The 23,582-nt window shown below is 66.7% G+C and carries 21 protein-coding genes; 8 read left to right on the plus strand and 13 right to left on the minus strand.

What is annotated here, in order from left to right:
• Position 1 precedes the first annotated feature (1 nt).
• Positions 2-2,779 (minus strand): ribosome-associated ATPase/putative transporter RbbA, encoded by a 2,778-nt coding sequence (rbbA, locus tag PV773_RS06720; protein WP_347965595.1) that lies wholly within the window; start codon positions 2,777-2,779, stop codon positions 2-4.
• Entirely contained in the window at positions 2,769-3,755 is a 987-nt protein-coding gene (locus tag PV773_RS06725; protein WP_347965596.1) for an HlyD family efflux transporter periplasmic adaptor subunit, read from the minus strand. The genes rbbA and PV773_RS06725 overlap by 11 nt, the downstream gene beginning before the upstream one ends.
• 293 nt (positions 3,756-4,048) lie before the next feature.
• On the opposite strand from PV773_RS06725, the gene PV773_RS06730 reads away from it, so the two are divergent.
• Both PV773_RS06730 and PV773_RS06735 read left to right on the plus strand, forming a co-directional pair.
• Positions 4,049-6,442: a heavy metal translocating P-type ATPase gene (locus PV773_RS06730; protein WP_347965597.1), complete on the plus strand. Its 2,394-nt coding sequence runs from the start codon at positions 4,049-4,051 to the stop codon at positions 6,440-6,442.
• Between the two features lie 14 nt (positions 6,443-6,456).
• Complete coding sequence (locus PV773_RS06735; protein WP_347965598.1) at positions 6,457-7,713, plus strand: MFS transporter; 1,257 nt, start codon at positions 6,457-6,459, stop codon at positions 7,711-7,713.
• A 42-nt stretch (positions 7,714-7,755) separates the two neighbouring features.
• Here PV773_RS06735 and PV773_RS06740 read toward each other — a convergent pair whose 3' ends face one another.
• The 7 genes from PV773_RS06740 to PV773_RS06770 all read right to left on the minus strand — a co-directional run bounded on the left by PV773_RS06740 (position 7,756) and on the right by PV773_RS06770 (position 14,711).
• Positions 7,756-8,319, minus strand: coding sequence for a helix-turn-helix domain-containing protein (locus PV773_RS06740; protein ID WP_347965815.1), 564 nt, complete (start codon positions 8,317-8,319; stop codon positions 7,756-7,758).
• A gap of 193 nt (positions 8,320-8,512) precedes the next feature.
• On the minus strand, positions 8,513-9,130 hold the full coding sequence (gene fixJ, locus PV773_RS06745; protein ID WP_347965599.1) for a response regulator FixJ: 618 nt from the start codon (positions 9,128-9,130) through the stop codon (positions 8,513-8,515).
• Positions 9,123-10,628: a PAS domain S-box protein gene (locus PV773_RS06750; protein ID WP_347965600.1), complete on the minus strand. Its 1,506-nt coding sequence runs from the start codon at positions 10,626-10,628 to the stop codon at positions 9,123-9,125. The genes fixJ and PV773_RS06750 overlap by 8 nt, the downstream gene beginning before the upstream one ends.
• A gap of 211 nt (positions 10,629-10,839) precedes the next feature.
• On the minus strand, positions 10,840-11,226 hold the full coding sequence (locus PV773_RS06755; RefSeq protein ID WP_347965601.1) for a hypothetical protein: 387 nt from the start codon (positions 11,224-11,226) through the stop codon (positions 10,840-10,842).
• Between the two features lie 77 nt (positions 11,227-11,303).
• Positions 11,304-12,554, minus strand: coding sequence for an MgtC/SapB family protein (locus PV773_RS06760; protein ID WP_347965602.1), 1,251 nt, complete (start codon positions 12,552-12,554; stop codon positions 11,304-11,306).
• 10 nt (positions 12,555-12,564) lie between these two features.
• Positions 12,565-14,547 carry a heavy metal translocating P-type ATPase gene (locus tag PV773_RS06765; protein ID WP_347965603.1) on the minus strand — a complete coding sequence of 661 codons (1,983 nt, stop codon included), beginning with the start codon at positions 14,545-14,547 and terminating at the stop codon, positions 12,565-12,567.
• Between the two features lie 17 nt (positions 14,548-14,564).
• Positions 14,565-14,711, minus strand: a complete 147-nt coding sequence (locus tag PV773_RS06770; protein WP_347965604.1) for a hypothetical protein — start codon at positions 14,709-14,711, stop codon at positions 14,565-14,567.
• A gap of 167 nt (positions 14,712-14,878) precedes the next feature.
• On the opposite strand from PV773_RS06770, the gene PV773_RS06775 reads away from it, so the two are divergent.
• A complete protein-coding gene (locus PV773_RS06775) occupies positions 14,879-15,715 on the plus strand; it encodes a universal stress protein (RefSeq protein ID WP_347965605.1) in 837 nt (278 codons plus the stop codon).
• Between the two features lie 48 nt (positions 15,716-15,763).
• Here the strand turns inward: PV773_RS06775 and PV773_RS06780 are convergent, their stop codons facing one another.
• Together PV773_RS06780 and PV773_RS06785 are read right to left on the minus strand one after the other, a co-directional pair.
• Complete coding sequence (locus tag PV773_RS06780) at positions 15,764-16,213, minus strand: pyridoxamine 5'-phosphate oxidase family protein (RefSeq protein ID WP_347965606.1); 450 nt, start codon at positions 16,211-16,213, stop codon at positions 15,764-15,766.
• A 644-nt stretch (positions 16,214-16,857) separates the two neighbouring features.
• On the minus strand, positions 16,858-18,024 hold the full coding sequence (locus PV773_RS06785) for an NnrS family protein (protein ID WP_347965607.1): 1,167 nt from the start codon (positions 18,022-18,024) through the stop codon (positions 16,858-16,860).
• A 151-nt stretch (positions 18,025-18,175) separates the two neighbouring features.
• Between PV773_RS06785 and PV773_RS06790 the strand changes: the two genes are divergently transcribed.
• Entirely contained in the window at positions 18,176-18,538 is a 363-nt protein-coding gene (locus PV773_RS06790) for a hypothetical protein (protein WP_347965608.1), read from the plus strand.
• A 2-nt stretch (positions 18,539-18,540) separates the two neighbouring features.
• Here PV773_RS06790 and PV773_RS06795 read toward each other — a convergent pair whose 3' ends face one another.
• Positions 18,541-19,113: a UbiX family flavin prenyltransferase gene (locus PV773_RS06795; RefSeq protein ID WP_347965609.1), complete on the minus strand. Its 573-nt coding sequence runs from the start codon at positions 19,111-19,113 to the stop codon at positions 18,541-18,543.
• Between the two features lie 2 nt (positions 19,114-19,115).
• Positions 19,116-20,618 (minus strand): UbiD family decarboxylase, encoded by a 1,503-nt coding sequence (locus PV773_RS06800; RefSeq protein ID WP_347965610.1) that lies wholly within the window; start codon positions 20,616-20,618, stop codon positions 19,116-19,118.
• 152 nt (positions 20,619-20,770) lie between these two features.
• On the opposite strand from PV773_RS06800, the gene PV773_RS06805 reads away from it, so the two are divergent.
• From PV773_RS06805 to PV773_RS06820, 4 genes are all read left to right on the plus strand, one after another.
• Positions 20,771-21,010: a hypothetical protein gene (locus PV773_RS06805; RefSeq protein ID WP_347965611.1), complete on the plus strand. Its 240-nt coding sequence runs from the start codon at positions 20,771-20,773 to the stop codon at positions 21,008-21,010.
• A gap of 125 nt (positions 21,011-21,135) precedes the next feature.
• A complete protein-coding gene (locus PV773_RS06810; RefSeq protein WP_347965612.1) occupies positions 21,136-21,675 on the plus strand; it encodes an SCP2 sterol-binding domain-containing protein in 540 nt (179 codons plus the stop codon).
• The gene (locus PV773_RS06815) at positions 21,672-22,670 is read left to right on the plus strand and encodes a peptidase U32 family protein (protein ID WP_347965613.1); all 999 of its coding nucleotides are present in this window, start codon (positions 21,672-21,674) and stop codon (positions 22,668-22,670) included. The genes PV773_RS06810 and PV773_RS06815 overlap by 4 nt, the downstream gene beginning before the upstream one ends.
• Positions 22,671-22,674: 4 nt before the next feature.
• Positions 22,675-23,574 (plus strand): U32 family peptidase, encoded by a 900-nt coding sequence (locus PV773_RS06820; protein ID WP_347965614.1) that lies wholly within the window; start codon positions 22,675-22,677, stop codon positions 23,572-23,574.
• Positions 23,575-23,582: the final 8 nt, after the last annotated feature.

Consider the following 23,582-nt stretch of genomic DNA (forward strand, 5'->3'; position numbering starts at 1 on the left):
GTCAGGCCCCCTGCTTGCGGACGGCGAGGCGGGCCGCCAACAAAAACAGCATGCCAAAGCCGAAGAGCACGCCCATTTCCTTCAGGAATGCGCTCATGCCCAGCCCCTTGGCGAACACGCCGAGGCTGACGGTCTGGAACCACAGCGACGGGAAGATGAGCCCCATCAGGCGTCCCGGGCCCTCGAGCGCCGACGGCGGGATGAGAAAGCCCGAATAGTGCGCAGCCGTCATCGCGGTTACGACGGCGGTGCCGAAGATGGCCGCCACCTGGGTCGACACGAAAGCCGAAACCAGAAGGCCAAAGGCGGTTGCGGCGAACACGTAGAGAGCCGCAGCAACCGAAAGGGCGACGATCGAACCTTTCGGCCAGACGCCCAAAATGCCGCCCGCCATGACGAGCAAGCTCGCATAGGTGAGCAGGCCGATGGCGATGTAGGGCAGTTGCTTGCCGAGCAGATACTCGCCGACGGTCGCGGGCGACGCATAGACGTTGGTGATCGAGCCCAGTTCCTTCTCCCGCACCACGCCGAGCGCGGTCAGCATTGCCGGGAAAATGATCAGCAGGAGCATGATGCTTCCCGGCGTGATCGCAAACACGCTGCGGAAGTCCTGGTTGTATCGGAACCGAGGCTCGACGGAGACCGGAAGCAGTTGCGGCTCCCTGCCCTCCGCGCGGCGGTAGCGCTCGTTGGTATAGGCCAGCACCGCGCCGCCGATATAGGCGCGGGCGGTCTCGGCAAGGAAGGTATTGCCGCCTTCCAGCCAGAAGCTGACCTCGGGCTGGCGTCCTTGCAGCAGATCCCGGCCGAACCCCGGCGGGATGTCGACGGCAAAGCGCAGTTCCCCCGACTGCAGGCGCCGATCGATCTCGAGTTCGCTCGCCAGCGGCGACCGCTCGGCGAAATAGCGGGAATTGGAGAACTGTTCCAGAACGAGCCGGCTTTCGTAGGATTGGTCGCGGTCGAGCACGGCATAGCGAAGATTCTCGATGTCGAACGAGATGCCGTAGCCGAAGGCCGCCATCAGGATGATCGGTCCGAGCAGCGCGAACGCCAGTCGGATGCGATCGCGTAGCACCTCGATCGCTTCGCGCCGCGCAAATGTCCAGATCCGGTAGAGGGACGCAGCGACAGTGCGGTCGGACGCGCTGCGGTCGCGTCCCGCCGCCCGCTCCGGACGGGCAATGGCTGCCACCTCGGCGCGCAGGGGAGCCTGGTTCGCCGCGGGCAGCGCCGGGCTTTGGGCCTCCTCCTGGAGATAGGCGATGAACGCATCCTCGAGGCTCGCCGCATTCCGGCCTTCGCGCACGTCGTCCGGGGTCCCGATCGCCAGCACGCGGCCGGCATTCATCAGCGACACGCGATCGCAGCGCTCCGCCTCGTTCATGAAGTGCGTCGAGACGAAGATGGTCACTCCGTCCCGGCGCGACATCTCGGCCAGAAGGCGCCAGAAGCGGTCGCGGGCGGCCGGATCCACGCCGGAAGTCGGCTCGTCCAGGATGAGCACTTCGGGCCTGTGCAGGCAGGCGGCGGCGAGCTGGAGCCGCTGCCGCATGCCGAGCGGCAACGCCGGCGGAAACGCATCGGCGACGGCGGCCAGGTCGAAGCGCCCAAGCGCAGCGTCGACCCGCTCTTGAAGTTCGCCGCGGGAAATGCGGAACAGCCTGCCGTTCAGCTCCAGGTTGCCGCGCACCGTCAGCTCCTCATAGAGCGAGAAGGACTGCGACACGTAGCCGATCCGCATGCGCGTAGCGATATCGCGGGCGTCGACAGGCTTGCCCAGCAGCTCGGCGCGTCCCTCGGTCGCCGGCAACAGTCCCGCGAGCATCTTCATGGTCGTCGACTTGCCGCAGCCGTTGGGACCCAGGAAGCCGAAGATCTCGCCCCGTTCGATCTCGAAGCTGACATGGTCGACGGCGGTGAAGTCGCCGAACCGCATGGTGAGGTTCTCCGCCGAGATCGCCGGCGGACCGCCCGCCTGAACCAGCTTTGGGATGACCAGCGGCGAGCGTTCGCCGCGGCGTTCGGGCCGTTGCAGGGCGACATAGGCCTCCTCTAGGGTGCCGGCGCCCACGCGTGCGAGAACCTCCGATGTCGGGCCGGCGGCCAGCACCTTGCCCTCGTCCACCGCCACGATGCGCTCGAAGCGCGCGGCCTCGTCCATGTAGGCGGTGGCGACCAGGATCGTCACCGAGGGGCGGCTCGCGCGCATCCGGTCGATCAGGTCCCAGAACTGGCGGCGCGACAGCGGATCGACGCCGGTCGTCGGCTCGTCGAGGATCAGAAGGTCGGGATCGTGGACCAGCGCACAGCACAGCCCGAGCTTCTGCTTCATTCCCCCGGACAGCTTGCCGGCAGGCCGATCCGGGAACGGCGCGAGGCCGGTGGCTTCGAGCAGAACCGCGATCCTGGCCCGGCGCTCCTCGGCGCTCTGCCCGTAGAGCCGACCGAAGAAGTCGATGTTCTCGACCACCGAAAGCGACTGGTAGAGATTGCGGCCGAGCCCTTGCGGCATGTAGGCGATGCGGGAAGCCACCGCGTCGCGATGGGCGCGCGAAGCCATGTCGCCGGCAAGGACCGTGGCCGATCCGGACTGGATGCGGCGCACGCCGGCGATCAGGCCAAGCAAGGTCGACTTGCCGACCCCGTCGGGACCGACGAAGGCGACGCTCGCCCCGGCCGGGATCGCGAGGCTGACGTCGTCGAGCGCGAGCGTTTCGCCATAGCGGTGGACGATCTGCTCGACGCGAACGGACGTTTCGGTGTCGTCAGGGGACATTCGGCAGCCTCGGCGCGAGATTGGCCGGCCACGTGGCGGTGCTGTTGACCTTCACATAGGCGGTGCCCGTCATGCCCGCCTTCACGTAGCCCTGATAGGCCCGCAGCAATTGCGGATCGACATGCAGGTTGACGCGATACATGAGCTTTTCCCGCTCATTCGCCGTCTCGACATATTTCGGCGTGAACTGCGCCTCCGCGGCGACGAATTCGACCATGGCCGGAACGACGTATTCGGGGGCGCTGTCGAGGACGATGCGCGCCTCCGACCCGAGTTCGACCCGCCCGGCCTGGCCGGTGGGCAGAAAGATCGTCATGTGGGCATCGGACAGGTCGAGCAGCGTCAGCACGCGTCCGCCGGGCGGGACGACCTCGCCTTCCTGGGCGAGCTGGTACTCGACACGGCCGGCGACCGGCGCCTTCAAGGTCATGTCGGCGATCACGGCTTCGATCTGCGTCACCTGGGCCAAGGCTGCCTCGGTGGCGGCATTGGCATCCTCGACGGCGACCTTGGCGTTCTCGAGGATCGCTTTCGCGACGTCCCGCTGCGCCGTGCGCCGGTCCAGCTCCGCCGGAGCCGAGGCGCTGGTGCGCACCAGTTCGACGACCCGTCCGAGTTCGGTCTCGGCAAGTTTCAGCTCGGCCTCGCGCAGGACGACGTCGGCCTGGGCGCGGGCGATGCTTTGGTGGGCGCGGTGGACGGCGGCCTTCGCCGCGGCCAGCTGAGCCAGGGTCTCGGTCGTGTCGACACGGACGAGAACGTCGCCCTTCTGCACGACCGCCCCCTCGTCGACGCGCACCTCGGCCAGGCGGCCGGCATATTTCGTCGCGACGTCGACGCGCTCGACCTCGATGCGGCCGTTGGCGCGCGCCAGCCCTTCGGGGATGCGGGCGGCCTGCAGCTGCGACCAATACGCATATCCGCCGCCGGCGGCAGCACCCACGACCAGAATTGCAAGCACTGGAGCAATACGCATGACGAAGGTTCGCAGCTGGAGTGGTTGTCAAAGGTTCACGTCCGGTCCCGCAGCCACAGAATTGTCGACTGCCGGGCCTTCGATCACCGGAACGCTACATCAGGCGGACCAGGCTGAATTTAATCTGCATCAAGGTTTTGCGGACGCCCTAGCGATAGCCAGGAGGTCGACCGGCTGGCAGCCCCGGCAACGTCTGGTGGCGCAATCCGGTCGCGAACGCGAGGCGGCGGAGCCGTCGCAACACGATGACCAGTCAAGCAACCTGGTCGACCCGGTTAAGAGGAGTCCCAGGGATGAAGACGGCCACTCTCGATGTCGGCGGCATGCTGTCCATGCTCGACTATCAATGCGTCGAAAAGCAACTCGGCCAGTTGCGCGGGGTAAAGCGGGCGACGTCCAACATCGCCTCCAACAGCGTGACCGTCGAGTACGATGATGCCGTCGTCGGCATCTCGCTGCTCAAGGAGAAGATCGACGAGTGCGGCTTCCACTGCAAGGGCGAGGTCGTGCCCAGTCACATCCGTGCGACGCACCCCGACGGTGCGCATGCCGAGCCCGCAGCCGCGGCGGGTGCGAAGGGGCATGGCCACGACCATGGCGGCCACGCCGCCCCGGGCGCGGCGAAGCCGTCACGCCCGATGGCGCCCGAGGTGGCGCACGAAATGGGCCATGGTGCCGGCATGGACATGCAGGGGATGGTGCGCGACATGCGCAACCGCTTCTGGGTCAGCCTCGTCTTCGCGGCACCGATCTTCCTGTACTCGCCCATGGGAATGTTCACGCCGCCGGCGCCGCCGTTCGGGCTGAGCCTCGACCTCTGGCTGTTCTTCCTGGCCACGGCGGCGATCCTGTACCCCGGCTGGCCGTTCGTCGTCGCCGCGGTCCGGGCGCTGCGCAACGGCGTCCTCAACATGGCCGTGCTGGTGCTGCTCAGCGTCGGCACGGGATATCTGTTCAGCGTCGGCACGACGTTCCTGTTCGAAGGCCAGCAGTTCTACGAGGCATCCGCGGTGCTTCTGGTCTTCATCCTGCTGGGCCATTGGCTGGAGATGCGGGCGCGGGCGGGCGCTTCGGAAGCGATCCGGGCGCTGCTCGATCTGGCGCCGCCCAAGGCGACGGTGCTCCGCGACGGCCGCGAGCTCGAGATCCCGACCGCCGAGGTGGTCGTGGGCGACACCATCGTCATCCGCCCGGGCAACAAGATCCCGGTCGACGGGACGGTGACGGACGGCGTCTCGCAGGTCGACGAATCGATGCTCACCGGCGAATCCATGCCGGTCGGCAAGAAGCCAGGAGACGCGGTGATCGGCGCGACGATCAACAAGAGCGGTACCTTCCGCTACAGCGCCACCAAGGTCGGCGCCGACACGGCCCTCGCCCAGATCGTCAAGCTGGTGCAGGAGGCGCAGAATTCCAAGGCGCCGGCGCAGCTGCTCGCCGATCGTGCTTCGCAATGGCTGGTGCTCATCGCCATCGTCATCGGGCTCCTCACCTTCGTGGCGTGGTATTTCTGGCTGGGTCAGCCGCTGCTTTTCGCCCTGACGCTGACGATCACCGTGTTCGTGATCGCCTGTCCCGATGCGCTCGGCCTTGCAACGCCGATGGCGGTGATGGTCGGCACCGGCCTCGGCGCCATGAACGGGATCCTGTTCAAGAATGCCGCGGCGCTCGAGGACGCGACGAAGCTCGACGTCATCATCTTCGACAAGACCGGCACCCTGACCGTCGGCCAGCCGGAAGTCGTCGAGGTGGTGACCGCCCCTGGGGCCAGCGCCGACGGCGTGCTTGCAGCGGCCGCCGCCGTTGAGCAGGGCTCCAGCCATCCGCTGGCACAAGCCATCCTTCGTCGTGCACAGGGCCTGACAGTGCCGACGCAGAAGGCCTTCGAGAACCTGGAAGGCATGGGCGCCCGCGCCGACGTCGATGGCGATACGGTGTTTCTGGGCAACCGCAGGCTGATGGACCTCGAGAAGCTCGATCTCGGGCCGATCGAAGCGGATGCGCAGAGGCTGCAGGGCGCCGGCCGCACGGTGGTGCACGTGGCGCGCGCCGGTAAGGTGATCGGCCTGGTCGCCATCGCCGACGCGCCACGTCCGACCGCTGCTGCGACCGTCGCCAAGCTGCGGGAGCGTGGCGTGCAGGTCGCCATGCTCACCGGCGACAATGCCGGCACGGCCCAGCGTATCGCCGGCGACCTCGGGCTCGACATGGTGCTCGCCGACGTCCTCCCCGGACAGAAGGCCAGCAAGATCAAGGAACTGCAGGCGCAGGGCAAGAAGGTCGGCATGGTCGGCGACGGCGTCAACGACGCGCCCGCGCTCACCCAGGCCGATGTCGGCTTCGCCATCGGCGCCGGCACCGACGTCGCCATCGAGAGCGCCGACGTCGTGCTGATGAAGAGCGACCCCTACGACGTCGTCGGCGCGGTCGAACTCTCGCATGCGACCTTGCGCAAGATGCACCAGAACCTGTGGTGGGCCGTCGCCTACAACGTCGTCGCGTTTCCCCTCGCCGCCGGCGTCCTCTACCCTGTCCTGCTCAGCCCGGAGGTTGCCGCGCTGGCCATGTCGGGAAGCTCGGCGATCGTCGCCGTCAACGCCCTGATGCTGAAGCGCACAAGGCTGGCCGGCATCACGCGCCATAACGCGCAGGAAACGTCCCTGCGCCCGGCCCAGGCCGCGGCCTGACACCGGAGGCCAGCGTGCGTGGTCTATCCTGGCATGCCTTCTTTGCCATTCTGGTCGCGATGTTCGCGATCAGCGTCGGCTACGGCATCGTGCTGCCGGTCCTGCCGTTCCTGCTCGAGCGGGTGGCCGGCACCGCCGACCCGGCCGCTCTTTCCCGCCACACGGGGTTGCTGACCGGAGCCTATATCCTCGCCATTTTCCTGTTCGCGCCGATGTGGGGCAGGCTATCGGACCGCAAGGGGCGTCGACCCGTCCTGCTGATCGGCCTGCTCGGCTTCGCAGCGACGGCCTTGCTCTTCGCGGCGGCCGAAAGCCTGCCCCTGCTCTACGCCGGCAGGTTTCTCAGCGGCCTCTTTGCCGCCGCCATCACCCCGGTGGCCTATGCGCTGGTCGGCGATCACGCGCCGTCGAAGAGGTGGCGCGCCCACCGGTTCGCCATGATCAACATCGCCGGCATGGCCGGCTTCTTCGTCGGCCCCCTGCTCGGCGGTCTTGTTGTCGGCGATGCCGGCAAGCTCCCGGTCACGACAGGCGATCGCCTGCTGTTGACCCCGTTCATCGCCATCGTCGCCCTCGCCCTGGCGGCGGCGCTCATGGTTCGGGTGTTGCTGCCGGCCGCCGTCGGGCGCCAAGCCTCCATGGCCGCGGCTCCTCGCGTTCAAGCCGATCGGGCGGTCGTGCTTCGTCTGCGCGTTATCGCTTTCGTGACGGCACTGGCGGTCGGCTCGTTCGAGGTCGGACTGGCGCTGCGCGGCAAGCAGATCCTCGGACTCGACGCCGCTCATGTCGGCGCCATGTTCGCCGAATGCAGCCTGATCATGTTCATCGTCCAGGCGCTGGTCTTTTCGCCCTTCATCGATCCCGCCCGCACGCGCTGGCTGATCGCTCCCGGCCTCGCGACCCTGGCCGCGGGCCTGGCGATGGTTCCGCTTGCCGAGAGTGCGCTCGCCATGACGGTCGCCGTGGCCCTGATTGCGGCCAGCGCCGGCACCCTGTCGCCGATCGCCACCTACTGGGCATCGCTCGGCTCGACCGAAACGCAAGGCGCCGATCTCGGCCGGATGACAGCCGCGGCGAGCCTCGGCCAAGCCGTTGGCTCGACTGCGGGCGGTTTCCTGTTCGACGTTACGTTGCTGCCCTATGCGGGATTTACGGTCACGGCGGTGATCGTTGCCGCCGGCCTGCTGGTGAGCCTGCGCCTGCCCCGGCTGCTCCGACCAATCGCGGACGAGCAAGCCGATCGCCAGCGGAGCCAAGGCCTGCAGCAATGATGGCGTGTATCGTCCCGGGTCGTGAATGTCCAAGACGTGCGGTCAGCCGCCCGTGGCAGCCGCCAGCGCCCGGGGCTTCAGGATCTTGACGGTCCGCAACGTCGTGAGCTCGATCATGCCGAGCCCCTTGAGCTTGGTCAGGACCCGGGAGACGGTCTCGAGCGAGAGGCCGAGATAGTCGCCGATGTCCGAACGCGACATCGGCAGATCGATGAGGTCGGTGTCGCCCTGCCGAACCGACATGTCCAGCAGGAAAGCAGCCACGCGCTCGACGGCGTTCTGCCGGCCAAGGACCAGGAGGTGCTCCTGGGCCCGCACCAGGCCGCGCAAGGCCAGGGGCAGTATCTGCCGGGACAGGTCGTTCGTGGCGGCAAGGCGAATCGAACATACCGCAGTGGTCGCGACGGCATCGGCAGAAAAATGATGCGTCCGGTCCGCTTCGAACCCGAACACTTCGCCCGGCAGGTAGAATGCCGCGATCTGCCGCCGTCCGTCGTCCAGCAGGCGATAAGTCCTGACGCAGCCGAACTTGACCTCGTAGAGGCAGCTGACCTCGTCCCCTTCGCAGAATATCTCGGAACCGGCGGGATGGAACGAGACGGGCATCGGGTCGCCGAACAGGCTTTCCCGATCCCAGCTGGCCGCGTCCAAGGCCTGGCGATCTTTGAAGGACTGTATCCTGCGGTGCAGCGTCATGGTTCCCTCCTGCGTATGAGGGCTTTATGGCTCGCCCGCGAGCGCAGGAAAATTCGTTTACATCCCTACGTAGCTCTACGTAGTCCGCCGGCGGACGATGCTGCTAGCGGGAGTCCAGGCCGGCTTCGAGCGCCATGCGGACGAGCTCGGGCAGGCTTTTCGCCTCCATCTTCGCCATGACGTTGGCGCGATGCACCTCGACCGTCCGCGGGCTGATGTCGAGGTCGAAGGCAATGGTCTTGTTCGGCAACCCGGCAACGACCGCCGCAAAGACCTCCCGCTCCCGCTCGCTCAGCGTCGCCGCGCGGCTGCGGATCGCGGTCGCGTCCTCCTGAACCGCCACCTTCGCAAGGGCCGCGATGGCGCGTTCGATCGCCGCGATCAGGACTTCGTCCTGGAAGGGCTTTTCGATGAAGTCCACAGCCCCCGCTTTCATGGCCTCCACCGCCAGCGGCACATCGCCGTGTCCGGTGATGACGATCGTGGGCACGTGGTTCGGAAGCTGGCGCAACCGTCGCAGCAGTTCGATGCCATCCAGGTCCGGCATGCGCAGGTCCGTGACGAGGCATCCGTTGCGTATGTTCGGCGCGATGCCGAGGAATGCGAGGGCCGACTCGTGCTGGCGCACCGTGAACCCCGACATGGTCAGGAGAAAGGCCAGCGATTTCCTGACGGCCTCCTCGTCGTCGACGATGTGAATGACATAGTCGCCCTTATCCATTGCTCGCCCCTTCCTCGTATGCAGGCAGGGTGAATCGGAACGTCACGCCGCCATGGGCATTGCGTGTCATGCTGATGCCGCCTCCATGGGCCTCGACGATCCGTTTGGATATCGACAGGCCGATCCCCATTCCGCCCGGCTTCGTCGTGGTGAAGGGCTTGAACAGTTGCGAAGCCACCTCTTCGGAAATCCCGGAACCCGTATCCGAGACCTCCACCACGACCTCGCCCGCCTCGCCCGGCGACGTACGCACGGTCAGGAGCCGTGTCTCGCTGTCGCGCATGGCCTCCATCGCATTGCGCATCAGGTTGGTCAGGACCTGCTGCATCTGCACCTTGTCGGCCATCACCATCGCCGCGCCGGGGGCGAATTCGAAGATCGAACGAACGCCGCGCTCCTTCGAGCCCATGAGCGCGAGCGCCCCGGCCTCCTCGACGAGCGTGCGAATGTCCACAGGGGCCTTCTCGGTCTCTCCACGCATGACGAACTCGCGCAAATGCCGGATGATCTGGCCTGCCCTCAGCGACTGGTTGGCCATTTCCGAGAGCGCCTCGGGCAGATAGGCCATCGCCTTCTCCGGGCTGTCGCGCAGCATGCGGTTCGCGCCCTGGGCATAGTTCGCGATCGTCGAAAGGGGCTGGTTGAGCTCATGCGCCAGCGTGGAGGCCATTTCGCCGAGTTCGTTCAACCGCGCCAACCGGGCCAGTTCGCCCTGGATCTCCTGCAGGCGAGCAGCCGACTCCTCTCGTTCGGTCAGGTCGCGAATGAAGCCGGTGAAGTAGGTCTTGCCGTCGACCTTCATCTCTCCCACCGCAAGCTTCATCGGGAAGGTGGACCCGTCCTTGCGACGGCCGACAACCACGCGATCCACTCCGATGATGCGCCTTTCGCCGGTGGCCAGGTAGCGCTGGATGTAGCCGTCGTGCCCGCTCCGGTAAGGTTCCGGCATCAGCATGCGGATGTTCTGGCCGCGGACTTCTTCTTCCTTGTATCCGAACTGCCGGACGGCCGCCGCATTGAAGGAGACAACGGTCCCGTCGCCCTCGATGACGACAGTGGCGTCCAGGACCGTGTCCAATATGGACCTGAGATGAACTTCGCGTTCCTCCAGAGCCTTCCGCGTGACTTCGATGGAATCCCAGGCGCGGTGGAGAAGTTCGCCGATAGCCGCTATGGCAACACCGACGGCGACAAACAGCAGCACGGCCGCCGCGTTGTCGGTCCGAGACAGGTCTTCCCCGAAGAAGTACGAGCCTGCGAAGACCGACATTGCCACCGACAGCAGGCCGGGACCGATGCCGCCCAGGATCGAGGCGAGAAGTATTGCGGGCACGAAGAGCGTGAAGGCCGCCCGCTCGGCAAGCACATCCTGCAGTACGATGCGGACAAGGAGAGCCGCGGCTACCGTGAGGAACGCAACAAGATAGCCTGCCATCCCCTTGTATCGCAAAGGGAAGGAATGCGGGCTGACGCGCGTGGACAGGGAACCGCCATCCATGATGCGATCTTCTCAAATGTCATCGGTTGCCGGACGTAAGCGCCAGGGTCGACATATAACAGCCCCTGCCGCTCAGCCATCGAATCTGCCTCGACATATGAAGACATCGCGCGTTTGTTGATTTCTATCAATGCGCTACGAAGGTATTACAAGAATTCAACAGCATTGCCGTCCGCAATGCCCGACCGACGGGCAGGCATAGGCGGGCGAGCTACGGGTGTTCCACCCGGGCGACACGGTAGGTGTGCGTGGCTCCCTTGCGGCCGATCGACAGGTATTCGCCGACGATGAACTGCTCCTCGCCGAGCCGAAATCCGATCTCGTCGTCACCCTCGCCTTCGGCATAGTCGAAGTACCATTGGCCGCCGGGCTTGCGCCGGACGAGGCCGATCAGGTCTTCCGCCCGTCCGGAGAATTTCCTGACGCGACAAAGCGTCTGGTGCGATTTCCACTCGGCGGCGGCAATGCGTCCGACATCGTCCAGGGGAATGAGCAGGTCATAGCCCGCGTCCCGGTCACCCTCGGGATGCCCCTTCTCGCGGGCGAGGAGCAGCCGGACACTGCGGAAGCCCGGGGTGAAATCCTTGATCGTCGGCATGGCAGGTTCCTTTCCGATCCATGACTACCGCACGGTGCGCAAGCGGCGTTGATCGAGGTCAATCCCGATTTGCTCCCTCATTCGATCGGGGACAGCGCAAACGCGGCCACTCCCAGGGCCAGGGCGGTCACGGTGGCCGCCAGGAACGCCGCCGAGAAGCGCGGCGGTCCCGCGATGGCCGCCAGGGTGAAGCGCCCGGCCGCGTTGGCGGCGAGCGCGACGAGGACGGCCAAGGCCGACGCACCGACCAAACTCTCCGCGACGCGGCGAAGCGCGCTGAGGACTGCGACGTCGACGTCGAAAAGACCTGAAACGGCCGAAGCGGCGACCATGCCCGCGTCTCCGAAAAAGCCCGACAGGATGGCGCTAGCCACCGACACCGTAGCGAAGAGGCCGGCAAAGACGAGCAGCGGTCCCAACTCGAGCGGATTGCGCATCGCAGCTTCGGGAAGCTGCTTCGCACCGGGGATCGAAAACAGCAGCACGCCGCTGGCAACGAAGCCGGCTGCCGCCGCCACGGCGGGCAGCGCCACGACGACCGCCACGGCCGGCTGCACGAGCAGCGCGATGGTGAGGACACGGACGACGGATACAGCGGCGGCAAAGGACGCAGCGCCGGCCATCGGCCAGACACTCTCGCTCGACTTCGCGGCCCGCGCCAGTGCCACCGTCACCGCGGTCGACGAAACCACCGCGCCAGCGACCGCACTCACCAAAAGCCCTCGCGCGGGCCCGAGCACGCGCACGGCCACGTAGCCCAGGTAGGAAATCGCGGCGATCAGGACTGTGAAAATCCAGACCTCGCGCGGATTGAAGCCTTGCCACGGATCGATCGCCCGGTCCGGCAGGAGAGGCAGGACGATCGTGGTCATCACCGCCAGGATCAGCGCCGACCGAAGCTCGACCCAGGTGAGCCGCCTGAGCAGGCCGTGTAGCACCTCGCGGCTGGCCAGCAGGGCTGCGAGCGCTGCACCGCCGGCCGCCGCCGCGCGATAGTCCCCCGCGACCGCCAGCGCGCCAAGGCCGAACACGGCCAGCCCCGCCATCACGCTGGTCACGCTGAAGTCGTCGTCGTGGATCGCCTCCCTGGCCTTGAACCAGGAGAAAACCGCCGCAAATCCGAGGAAGCCCGCGATCAGTATCGACGATGCGGACAGGGCTATTGCGAGCGCCGCGAGAACGCCGCCGAGCAGGCTCGAAACGCCGTAGGTGCGGATGCCGGCCGTCCGGCTGCCCTCCGGCGCGTTCCTTTCCTGCCAGCCGCGCTCCAGGCCGACGAGAAGGCCGATTGCCAGCGCGAGTCCCAGGCGGGCTATGATCGCCTCCATGTCCGTTCTTTCATCGGCGCGTGGCCGTCTTGCGGCTGTCCGGGCCCCGCGACTTCGCGAAGCCGGCAACGGCATCGTCGGAGCGGCGCCGACGGTCCGGTTGCGCTGCCCCTTCGCTCTTCGGCCCAGGCACATCGCTTCGCCAGCGAGGTGGTTGACCCGGCCCAAGGGCGCGCAGGGCGTTGGCGATCACCGCCACGTCGATCGCCTCCTGCAGCAGCGCACCGGCAACCGGGGTGATGAAGCCGGCGGCGGCCGCCACCATGGCCGCGCCGGATAGTATGAGCCCGACGACGACACTCTGGGAAGCGATGGCCCTTGTGCGCTGGGCGATCTCGACGGCGTCGGCCACTGGGCGCAGGCGATCCGCAAGAACGATGACGTCGGCGGCAGCCGATGAGGCGGTTGCCCCCTTGGCGCCCATCGCTATTCCGACCGTGGCGGTGGCGAGCGCCGGGGCATCGTTGATGCCGTCGCCGACCATGATGGTCGTCGATTTCTCGTTTTCGCGACGCACGATGGCAACCTTGTCGGCAGGCGCTGCATCGGCCAAGACCTCGTCGAGGCCGAGCGTCGTGCCGACGCGCTCCGCCGTTTCGGCATCGTCGCCCGTCAGCATCAGAAGCCGGTCCACACCGGCCTTCCGGAGACCAGAGACCGTCTCGACGGCATCGCCACGCAGCCCGTCGCCGAAGATGAAGATCCCGGCGAGCCGTCCGTCCACCTCGACAAAGACGGTGAGCACCGGCTGCTGCCGATAGCGGGCAAGCACGCCCTCCGCCCAGCTTGGCACATCGCGGTCGGAAAGGACGAGGGATTTCGATCCGGCGCACAGCTCCTGCCCGCAGACCCGGCCCCTCAGTCCCGAGCCGCGAAATTCGCGAACGTCCGTCGGGTGGCCGAGCACGAGGCCACGCCGCCTGGCCGTCGCGACGATGGCTTCCGCGAGCACATGGTGGGAAGCCTGTTCGAGCGAAGCGAGAAGGCGGAAGAGCTCGTCGCTGTCGCGCCCCGGCGCGGCCGTCGCTTCGATGAGTTCCGCGCCGCCATGCGTCAGCGTACCGGTCTTGTCGAAGATCGCGGTGCGGGCCTTGGCCAGCGCCTCCAGCGCGGCACTTCCCTTCACGAGAACCCCTCGCCTTGCCGCCTGCGAGATTCCGGCGACGAAGGCGATCGGAGCGGCGAGGATCAGCGGGCAAGGCGTCGCAACCACCAGCACGGAGAGCGCACGGATCGGGTCTCCGGAGAGCAGCCAGGCAATCGCCGCCACCGCCAGGGTCAGCGGCAGCATGACGATGGCGAAACGATCCGCCATCCTGACATACGGCGCCTTGGCGGTCTGGGCCGCCTCGACCATGCGCACGATGCCGGCATAGGTGCTCTCGCGCGCGATGGCGGTCGCGCGCATGTGGAACGGCTCGCCCGCATTGACGGTGCCGCTACGGAGCGGCTCCCCGGTTTGGCAGCGCTTCGCCAGGGGCTCTCCCGTGACCGCCGATTCATCTATCCGGGCGGACCGCTCCAACAGGACGCCATCGACCGGCACAAGCTCCCCGGCGCGAACCAGAAGGCGGTCCTCCATCCGGACTTCGTCGACGGGAATTCGCTGCAGACCCGCAGCCGAGAGCCGATGGGCGATGCGGGGTGAGCGGTCGGTCAAGGCCCTGAGATCGCGTTCGGCCTTACCCCTTGCAAAATCCTCGATGACCGTGCCGCCGACATACATGATGGCGACCACGAGCCCCGCCAGGCTCTGGTCGAGGACGATCGCGGCAGACATCGAAATCAGGGCGATCACGTCGACGCCGACGCGACCAGCTAGAAGATCCAAGGCAATGGACCTGGCAAGACTCACCGCAACAGGCACCGTCGCCAATATGCGTATCGTGTCGGAGGGAATGCGTACGACGGTCTGGACCTCGTCCAGGAAGCCTGCAACGAGCCCGGCCAGTGCGATCGCAAGCAAGGTTTTCCTGAGCAGCGGCTCGTTCACGGCGGTCTCGCGGCCTACTAGGTCCAGCTGGGATGCGTTCCGGTTGCGAGCGAACGCTCGAAACCGACCGTCGCCGCATTCAGGCAGCCGAACGGCGTCGCGCCGCCGATGTCGCGCGTCTTCCAGCCGGCACCTGCTCCGCAGGCAGCCATAACGTTTCCCATCGCAGTTCCATCCCTCCTGTCGTTCCTCTTTCGGGGATCGCCGGGCTTCGCGCCTTGACGCACGTCAATCCTGCTCGGCGACGCCGTGCCTTGACCTAGCGCAAGGCACGACGGCTCGCTTCGCGCTAGTTCTGGCGCCAGGCAAATCCTTCGAAAGGTCCCAAGCCATGCCATTCAGGACAATTCTTGCGATCACGGGCGTCCGCGACGGAGACGGCGACATCAAGCTGGCCGCCGGACTGAGCGAACAGACGGGAGCCCATCTTTCCGTGATGGCCGTCGCGCTGGCCGCTCCGCCGCCGATCGGCGACTATGCAGCCCCGCTGTCCGACGCCTGGGCGGAGGAGCGGCGGATGGACATGGCGAACCTCGACAAGCGGACCCAGGCGGTGCAGGGCCTCCTGGCGGCCATGCCGATCTCCAGCGACGTGACCAGCGCATATGCCGAGATGGGCTGGTCGGACGAGATCATCGGCCGGCGTGCCCGCTATGCCGATCTGACCGTGATCGGCCCGGAGATGCTTTCAGGCGGAACGCTCAGGAACAAGGCTTTGGAAGGGGCACTGTTTTCGTCGGGAAAGCCGGTTCTTCTGGCACCCGCCGGCAGCATGCCGAGCTTGAGGCCCAAAAAGGTCATGGTTGCCTGGGATTCCCGCCTCGAGGCATCGCGCGCCGTTCGTGAAGCTCTGGAAATCCTGACCCGGGCCGACGAGGTCCGTGTCGTTCTCGTCGACCCGGTGGAGGGGGAAAATGACCATGGCGAGGAACCGGGAGCGGACGTAGCAGTGTATCTCGCCCGCCATGGCGCCAACGTCGCGGTGGACCGGCTGCCAAGGTCCGGCCAGGATGTCGCCGACGTGCTCAGGCGCCACGCCGGCGACATGTCCGCCGACCTGCTGGTCATGGGGGCCTACGGGCATTCGCGGCTGCGCGAGCGGATCTTCGGTGGCGTGACCAAGTCCATGCTCGGCGAGCCGTCCTTGCCAATCCTCATGGCGCGGTAGAAGCATGACGCCGGGGGCAGCTGCTTCAGGCTGCCCCCTCGAAAAACGTCAGTCTTCGAGCGCCTCGCGGCCAGACATCTGCTCCACGAAGATGCGGAAGAACAGGTGCGACGAGTGGTCGGCCATGGGCTGCTCGACCAGCTTGAGGCCGCCTGGCTCCCACCAGTTGACATGGGCGCTGAGAAGCCGCCAGGCATGTTCGCGTAGCTGCTTCTCCTCCGGCGAATCGCCGAGCTCCTCGTATCGACCGTCGACGAGCACGCTCCGCCACTGCCGCCCCTCACCGCGCTCCTCCACCAGAACGCAGACTTGCGGGTTGGCCCGCATGCATTCGATCTTCTTACCCGGCATGGAGAAGGCGTACAGCCAGTTGCCCGAGTAGCAACAGTAGATCGGCACGACGTAGGGCCGGCCGCCGTGAGCGCATGCCAGATGGCACAGGTGACTGTTCGTCAGAACCTTGGTGCATTCGATGGTCGTGAGTGCCCTCAGTTTCATCGCCTAATCTCCTCGGGCCTGCACGGCGAGGCAGCCCGAAGGCCGGCCGCCGCGCGTCGTCGCATTAGGGCGGCAACGCCAAGACCCGCGTAAGCCGCGGTAGCTCCGGATCGAGAGATTGCGCCTCCCCGCCAAGGCGGCATTGACCTGGATCAAAAATGCCGTGCCCATTCCGCCGGCGTTCCAAGGTGCCCCCCCGGCGAGCCTCCAGGCCCGGCGCGGCCAACCGCCGTTCATGCACGGGGAGCCGGCGCAGCGGGTCAATGTGCGGCGGGCGGCGGAGAGGCCTGCCCGTAGCAGTCCGCGCCCGTCTTGGTTCCGCAGGGCTTGTTCCAATGTCCGGACGGCACCTGCTGGCAGGCGGCAACGATCAAGGCCACCGCGAGCAGCGTGAAGGCCCTCGTCCGGCGCGTTGCCAGCCTCGGGCCCGGCGAGGTTTCGATCCGGCCGCTCATTGGAGTTGCCCCACTAGTCACTTTCATCTCTTGCTCCCACTGGCCAGTTGAAGACCTCTCGACAGCCGAGCATCAACGCCGCCGGCTGAGAGGCGATTGCGGCAATATATCTCCGGCAATCGATGCCGCTTTGAGCCAGGTCAAAAATCGACTGCGGGAGCTACTTGGCGAGTAACGACAATCACTGGATCAAACATGACGCGAGTATCGACTACAACTGCGTTGCCGCCGGACACAGGAAACTGCGCCCCGTAACCCGCCGACACTGCAGCTGAAAACAATGAACAAAGCCCATGCGGCAACCCAACAAATGCCGGATAGTTGCAGCGCGTATGGCAAGGCTGGGGAGAATTCGACGACCTGACGCAGGACGGCGGCAGAGGACATCGCCACGAACGCCGCCGTGGCCGGAATGGAGGCAGCGAAGGCACGTCCGGCATGTTTGCGGACCATGCTTGCCATGATGCCCATGGCCATGGTGCCGACCGCTCCGACCGTCCAGGTGTGGACGGCAGCCGCCGGCCCGACAATCGCCGGAAGGAAGCTGCTCGCGGCGGCGAGCATAAAGCCCACGACTATCCAGAGATAACCGATATGCAGCACCAGAATCGCCGCCGATCTGCGGCTCCGCCAACCGCGCCATGCGGCCAGGCGCCCGAGTTGCAGGCATGCTGCGGCGATGCAGGCGATCGCTGCGAGCCATGACCCGGGTGCTGCGGTCCATGCGGCGAGTGCGCCGACAGCGGCAAGGGCCGCGGCCGTTTCGACACGGGCGCGCGCGATCTCGGCTCCTTGCGCTCCGCTCTGCAGATAGGCCTCCGTCAGGGTCGGCACGACGCGGCCGCCGATGACCATGACAAGCCCGACGATGGCCGCCAGCGCCGTGCGCGTCGCCAGTTCTGCCTGCCACCCGACGATGATGAGCAGCATCGCCGTCCAATAGAGCATCAGCAGAGCGAGGACCTTCAGGTTGCGGCGATCGCGCCCGACACGCATTGACCTTGCCAACACGAGCATCACGAGAAGCAAGAAAAGGGCGAAAAGGGCCGACCCCGTCATCTGGTCGACGAGTACAAAGACCATCCTGCCAAGGACCCAGACGCCGACCAGGCGCCAGGTGACGACCGGCGGCACCGGTTTCTGTCCTGTCCAGCGCGGAAGTGCGGTCAAAAGGAATCCAGCGAGGATCGCTGGCAGGGTGCCGAACAGGACCACATGGCGATGCCAGTTGCCGGCAGATCTCACACTGAGAACAATTATCTCCGCAGGCAATGCCCAGACGGCACCTCCCAGCATCGCGTCCAGCGCCGCAAGCATGAAGAAGGGACGGAATGGCGCTCCGCGCTCGGATTTCATCCGCGGCGTCCGGCCTGGATACGCAGCATTTGCTCTGGCGCAACGAATTGCCGGACCAGGCGGGCACACTTCCGGAACTGTCTCGGAAGCTCCAGCCAGGCCCGGCATACGGAACCTCGCCTGCAAGAAGGATAAGAAGATGACCCGACAAATGGACGACGTCCAGCCGACCCAACCCGCCAGCGGAACGGTCGTCCGGCGGCTCGCCACCGTCCTGCAAGGCGTGGAATTGGACTGTGACTGCCGCAGCCGCCTTGACCAGGCGCTCGCCCGTTTCGAGGCGCTGGAAAACAGGCGGTCGGCGCGCCAGCAGCTTGCCACGGCCCGCCGGCAGCGCGAGCGCATCGAGGCCGTGCTGCATTTCCTGCAGGACCTGGACATGCTGGCGCCGACCGAACAGGACCATGGCCTCTACGAGGAGATCGCCCTCCTGTTCGACGACTTGGCAGAGGCCGCCGCGGAAGGTGCCAGCGCGATGCGCCGGCTTGCGGCATCGCCGGTTGCCATGCCGTAATATCAGTCATCGCCGCCCCAGCGGGTCAGCGCCTCCCCCGGATCGACGCCCGCCCAATTGACCAGCCGCGCGGCGATCTCGCGCACCATCTGCCCGAGCGAGGCGGGCCTGGCATAGAAGGGCGGAACCGGCGGCGCGATCACTGCCCCCATGCGGGCCAGCCGGAGCATCGCCTCCAGATGCCCCTCATGCAGCGGCGCCTCGCGCGGGGCCACGACCAGCCGGCGCTTTTCCTTCAGCGTGACGTCGGCTGCGCGCGTGAGCAGGTTGTCGCCGAGCCCATGCGCCATCGCCGCAAGCGTGCGCATCGAGCAGGGCACGACGATCATGGCGTCGGCCCTGAACGAACCGCTGGCGATAGGCGCCGCGAGGTTGCCCGCTTCATGCACCCGGCTGGCGGAGGCGGCGAGCAGGGCAAGGCCATCCTCGCCGAGTTCGTGCGCGATGCTGGCCGGTGCCCCGGGCGAGACGACGAGATGGGTTTCGACGCCCACCCCGCCCAGCAGGCGCAGGGACTCCAGTGCGAGGACCGAACCGGACGCCCCGCTCACGCCGACGATCACACGCTTGGTCATGGCTATCGCGCGTTCTCCGCATTTGGAAAAAGCTCCGCCCAGCGCTGCGACACCTGCCGTTCGACATCGGCCGACATGCTGAGTTCGCGGCCCCATTCTCGCGCCGTTTCGGAGCCGATCTTGCGCGTCGCGTCGAGGCCCAGCTTGCCGCCGAGGCCCTCCAGCGGAGAGGCGAAATCGAGCAGGTCGATGGGCGTGCGCTCGACGAGCATCACGTCGCGCGAAGGGTCCAGCCGCGTCGACACGGCCCACATCACGTCCGGCCACGAGCGGATGTCGACGTCGTCGTCGACCACGATGACCAGCTTGGTCATCGAGAACTGCGGAAGCAGCGACCAGAACCCCATCATCACCCGTCGCGCCTGACCGGGGTATTTCTTGGCGATCGAAGCGACCGCGATCCGGTAGGAACAAGCCTCGGGCGGCAGCCACACATCGACGATCTCGGGAATCTGCTGGCGCAACAAAGGCTTGAAAACTTCAAGCATCGCCTCGCCGAGTACCGAAGGTTCGTCCGGCGCGCGGCCGGTGAAGGTAGTGAGGTAGCTCGCGCCCTCGCGGAGGCGCATGCCGGTGAGGCGGAAGACCGGATAGTGCTCCGGCGCATTGTAGTAGCCGGTGTGGTCACCGAACGGACCTTCGAGTGCCGTCTCGGTCGGCGAGATCGTGCCTTCGAGGACGATCTCGGCGCTAGCCGGGACATGCAGCGCAATGGTCCGGCACGATACTAGCCCGACCCGCCTGTTGTTGATGAGCCCCGAAAGGGCAAGTTCCGACACACCTTCGGGCACCGGCATCACCGCCGCGAGCAGCGTCGCCGGATCGGCGCCAATGACCACGGCCACGGGCATGTCCGCGCCGATCGCCGCCCATTGCCGGTGATGCGCGGCCGCGCCCCGCATCGGCAGCCAGCGCATGATGGCGCGGTCGCTGTCGAGCACCTGCATGCGGTAGATGCCGAGATTGTAGCCGGCCGGATCGTCGCTGCCCGGAGGGCGAGTGACCACAACAGGCCAGGTGATGAGCGGACCGGCGTCGCCGGGCCAGCAGGTCTGCACCGGCAACTGCGAGAGGTCGGGCGCGGCGTCGCGCAGCACACGGTCGGCAAAGGCCACGCGCGGCCGCGACGAAAGCGCGCCGCGCGCTGCAGGCAGAAGCGAACGCGCCTCGGCAAGCGTGCGTGGCGCTCTCGGCGAACGCATCCAGGCAAGCAGGCTGCCCAAGCTCGCGAGCCCCTCGCGGTTGGTGCCGAGGCCCGCCGCCACACGTTCCACGGTGCCGAACAGATTGGCGACCACCGGTATGGGCGAGAGGCTGCCCGCGCCAGTCTGCGGCGCGCCAAACCGCAGCGCCGGTCCGCCTCGTGCGATGACACGGCGATGGATTTCGGTCGCTTCGAGATGCATCGACACCGGGCTGTCGACATTGCGCACCGCACCTTCCCGGTCGAGATGGGCAAGGAAGGACGAAAGGTCGGGAAAGGATGGAAGGCTGCGTTCGTGCATTCTCGATGTATCCATCGCCGCAACAGCGGGCCCGGCTCTATGGCACGGCACATCGGGACCAACTTTGCTCCACAGCAAAGAAGCCCGGCCTCAATTCGCCTAGCTGTTACCGGCGCCGGCATCGTGGCGCGCGTTCGGAACAGGAGAACAGCATGAGCATTCCGGCGGCGGAGAGTTGGGATCTGGTGCGCGAAGCGGCGATGGCTTTCCGGCAGTGGCGGCATCGGCACTTCGCCCGGCGGGCCATACCGTCGGAGGAAGGCATCGAACGGGACATGCGGCGCGAGAATTTCGACGCTGCAATCTTATCACCCTTTGCCTCGAGCATCCTCTTCTCGGACGCCATCCAGACTTTCGGCCTCGATGCTTCGGATGATCGCAACGCGCCATGAGGCTACGAGGCTCGCGAGCCGGCCTCGCGGCTTTCGCGCTTCTGTTTGACCTTGATCAAACATGCTGTCCAGGCGCGCACCTATGCTGCAGCGAATGATTTGAACATAAGAACGGAGCGCCGGACTTGGTCGCCGAAGGACAATTGCCGGCATTCGTGCGGCGCCTGATACCGAGCTTCATGGGCCGGCCGCTCGGACCGATGCTGACGCTATCGCTGCGTTCGCTGGCCCGGCGGCGGCCGCAGCTGTTCGACCGGCTCGGCGATCACCGCGGGGCGAGCTACCGCATCGATCCCAACGACCTGGCCTTTTCGTTCATCGTCGTGCCGGACGGTGCAATGGCGTTCGTCCGGGTCGTCGGCAGGGACGATCCCGCAACGGCCGACGTCACCATCAAGGGGCCGATCCTGATGCTGCTCGGCTTGCTTGACGGCACACTCGACGGCGATGCCCTGTTCTTCCATCGGGTGCTCTCGGTCAGCGGCCGCACCGAGGCCGTGGTCGCCCTGCGCAATGCCATCGAGGACGCCGAACTGCGCCCGTCCGACCTGCTTGGGCTGCACGGCACCCTGGCGCGACTGGCCGATGCAGGCGTGCTAGCCGGCCTGAGCGCGGCGCGCCATCTGGCCGAACGAACCGCCGTCCATTCGAAGGCGGAAGCATGAGCGACCCCGGACGCATGGAGCTCGTCTGCCCTGCCGGCACGCCGGCAACGCTGAGGGCGGCCGTACTCGCCGGCGCGGATTCTATCTATTGCGGTTTCCGCAACGAGACGAATGCGCGCAATTTCCCGGGCCTGAACTTCTCGACCGAGGAGCTCGCCGAGGGCGCGCGCTTAGCTCACGCGCATGGCAAGAAGGTGCTGGTCGCGATCAACACCTTCGCGCAGGCCGGCCGCGTCGATCTCTGGCGCAAGGCGGTCGATGACGCGGTAATCAGCGGCGCCGACGCCATCATCGCAGCAGACATCGCCGTACTCGACCATGTGGCACAGAACCACGACGTCCGGCTGCACCTGTCCGTGCAGGCCGCCGCGGCGACGCCCGAATCGATCGGCTTCTACGCCGAGGCCTTCGGCGTGCGCCGCGTGGTGCTGCCACGCGTTCTGTCGATCCAGGAGATCGCAGCGCTCAACAAGCAGATCGACGTGGAAACCGAAGCCTTCGTCTTCGGTGGCCTCTGCGTGATGGTCGAGGGCCGCTGCTACCTCTCGTCTTATGCCACCGGCAAATCGCCCAATCTCAACGGCGTCTGCTCGCCGCCGGAGTGGGTGAACTATGTCGAGGACGGCAGCGGCACCACCGCCCGGCTCGCGGGCTTTGCCATCGACCGCTATGCGCCCGGCGAACCGGCCGGCTACCCGACACTCTGCAAGGGCCGCTTCAAGGCCGGCGACAGGACCTCCTACCTCTTCGAGGACCCGGTCAGCCTGAATGCCGGCTCCATGCTAGCGGGCCTGAAATCGGCAGGCGTGACGGCGCTGAAGATCGAAGGACGCCAGCGCGGCAAGGGCTACGTCACGGAGGTCGTGAGCGCCTTCCGCCGCGCGGTCGACGCGGTGGAGACCGGCGGCGACGCCATCGAGATCGACCGCATCCTGGCCGGCATGTCGGAAGGCGGCAGGCAGACGGCTGGCGCCTACCGAAAAACGTGGAGATAGACCGATGTGGCCGACGAAACTGACCCTGGGACCGGTTTTTTACCACTGGCCTGCCGAGCGCCTCAAAGATTTCTATAGGCGCATCGCCGACGAGGCGCCGGTCGACCGGGTGCACGTAGGCGAGGTCGTTTGCGGCAAGCGGCTGCCGTTCTCCGATCCGGTCTGGCCGGATGTCATCGAGCGGCTGGAACGAGGCGGCAAGGAGGTAGTGCTGTCCACGCTCGCCGCCCCCGCAAACGTACGCGAATGCAAGGTCGTCAGGGAACTCTGTCATGACACCCGCATGGTCGAGATCAACGACCTGACGGCCCTGCCCAGCAGGCGCGGCCAATCCTTCGTCGCCGGTCCCTTCATCAACGTCTACAACGAGGGGACGGCGCGTTACCTCATCGGCCAGGGCGCCCTGACGATCTGCCCGCCGGTGGAACTGTCTCTGGCCAGTATCGGCAGCCTTGCGCGCGCCTGCCCGGAAGCGGAGTTCGAGGTCTTCGCATTCGGGCGCCTGCCGCTGGCGCTGTCGGGGCGCTGCTACCACGCGCGGCTGCACGGCCTGCACAAGGATTCGTGTCGCTTCACCTGCGAGAAGGATCTCGACGGGCTGGCGGTGGACACCGCCGAGGACCAGGAATTCCTGGCCATCAACGGCGTGCAGACGCTGTCCAACCAGGTTCAGGCCGCCTGCCCCACGCCCGAGAAGCTGGCAGCCATCGGCATCAGGCGGCTGAGGCTGTCGCCGCAGACCTGCGACATGGTCGCAGTAGCGAAGGTCTATCGCGACCTTATCGACGGCAACGAGGACGCCGATGGAGCGCGCTTCCTGCTGTCCTGCCTCGAGCTGCCTGGGCGCATGGTGGACGGCTTCTTCCACGGCAAGCCCGGCTGCCAGCCGGTCGCCATGCCCTGAGACAACCG

It is taken from the genome of Mesorhizobium sp. CC13 (assembly GCF_039907765.1).
Classification (GTDB): Bacteria; Pseudomonadota; Alphaproteobacteria; order Rhizobiales; family Rhizobiaceae; genus Aminobacter.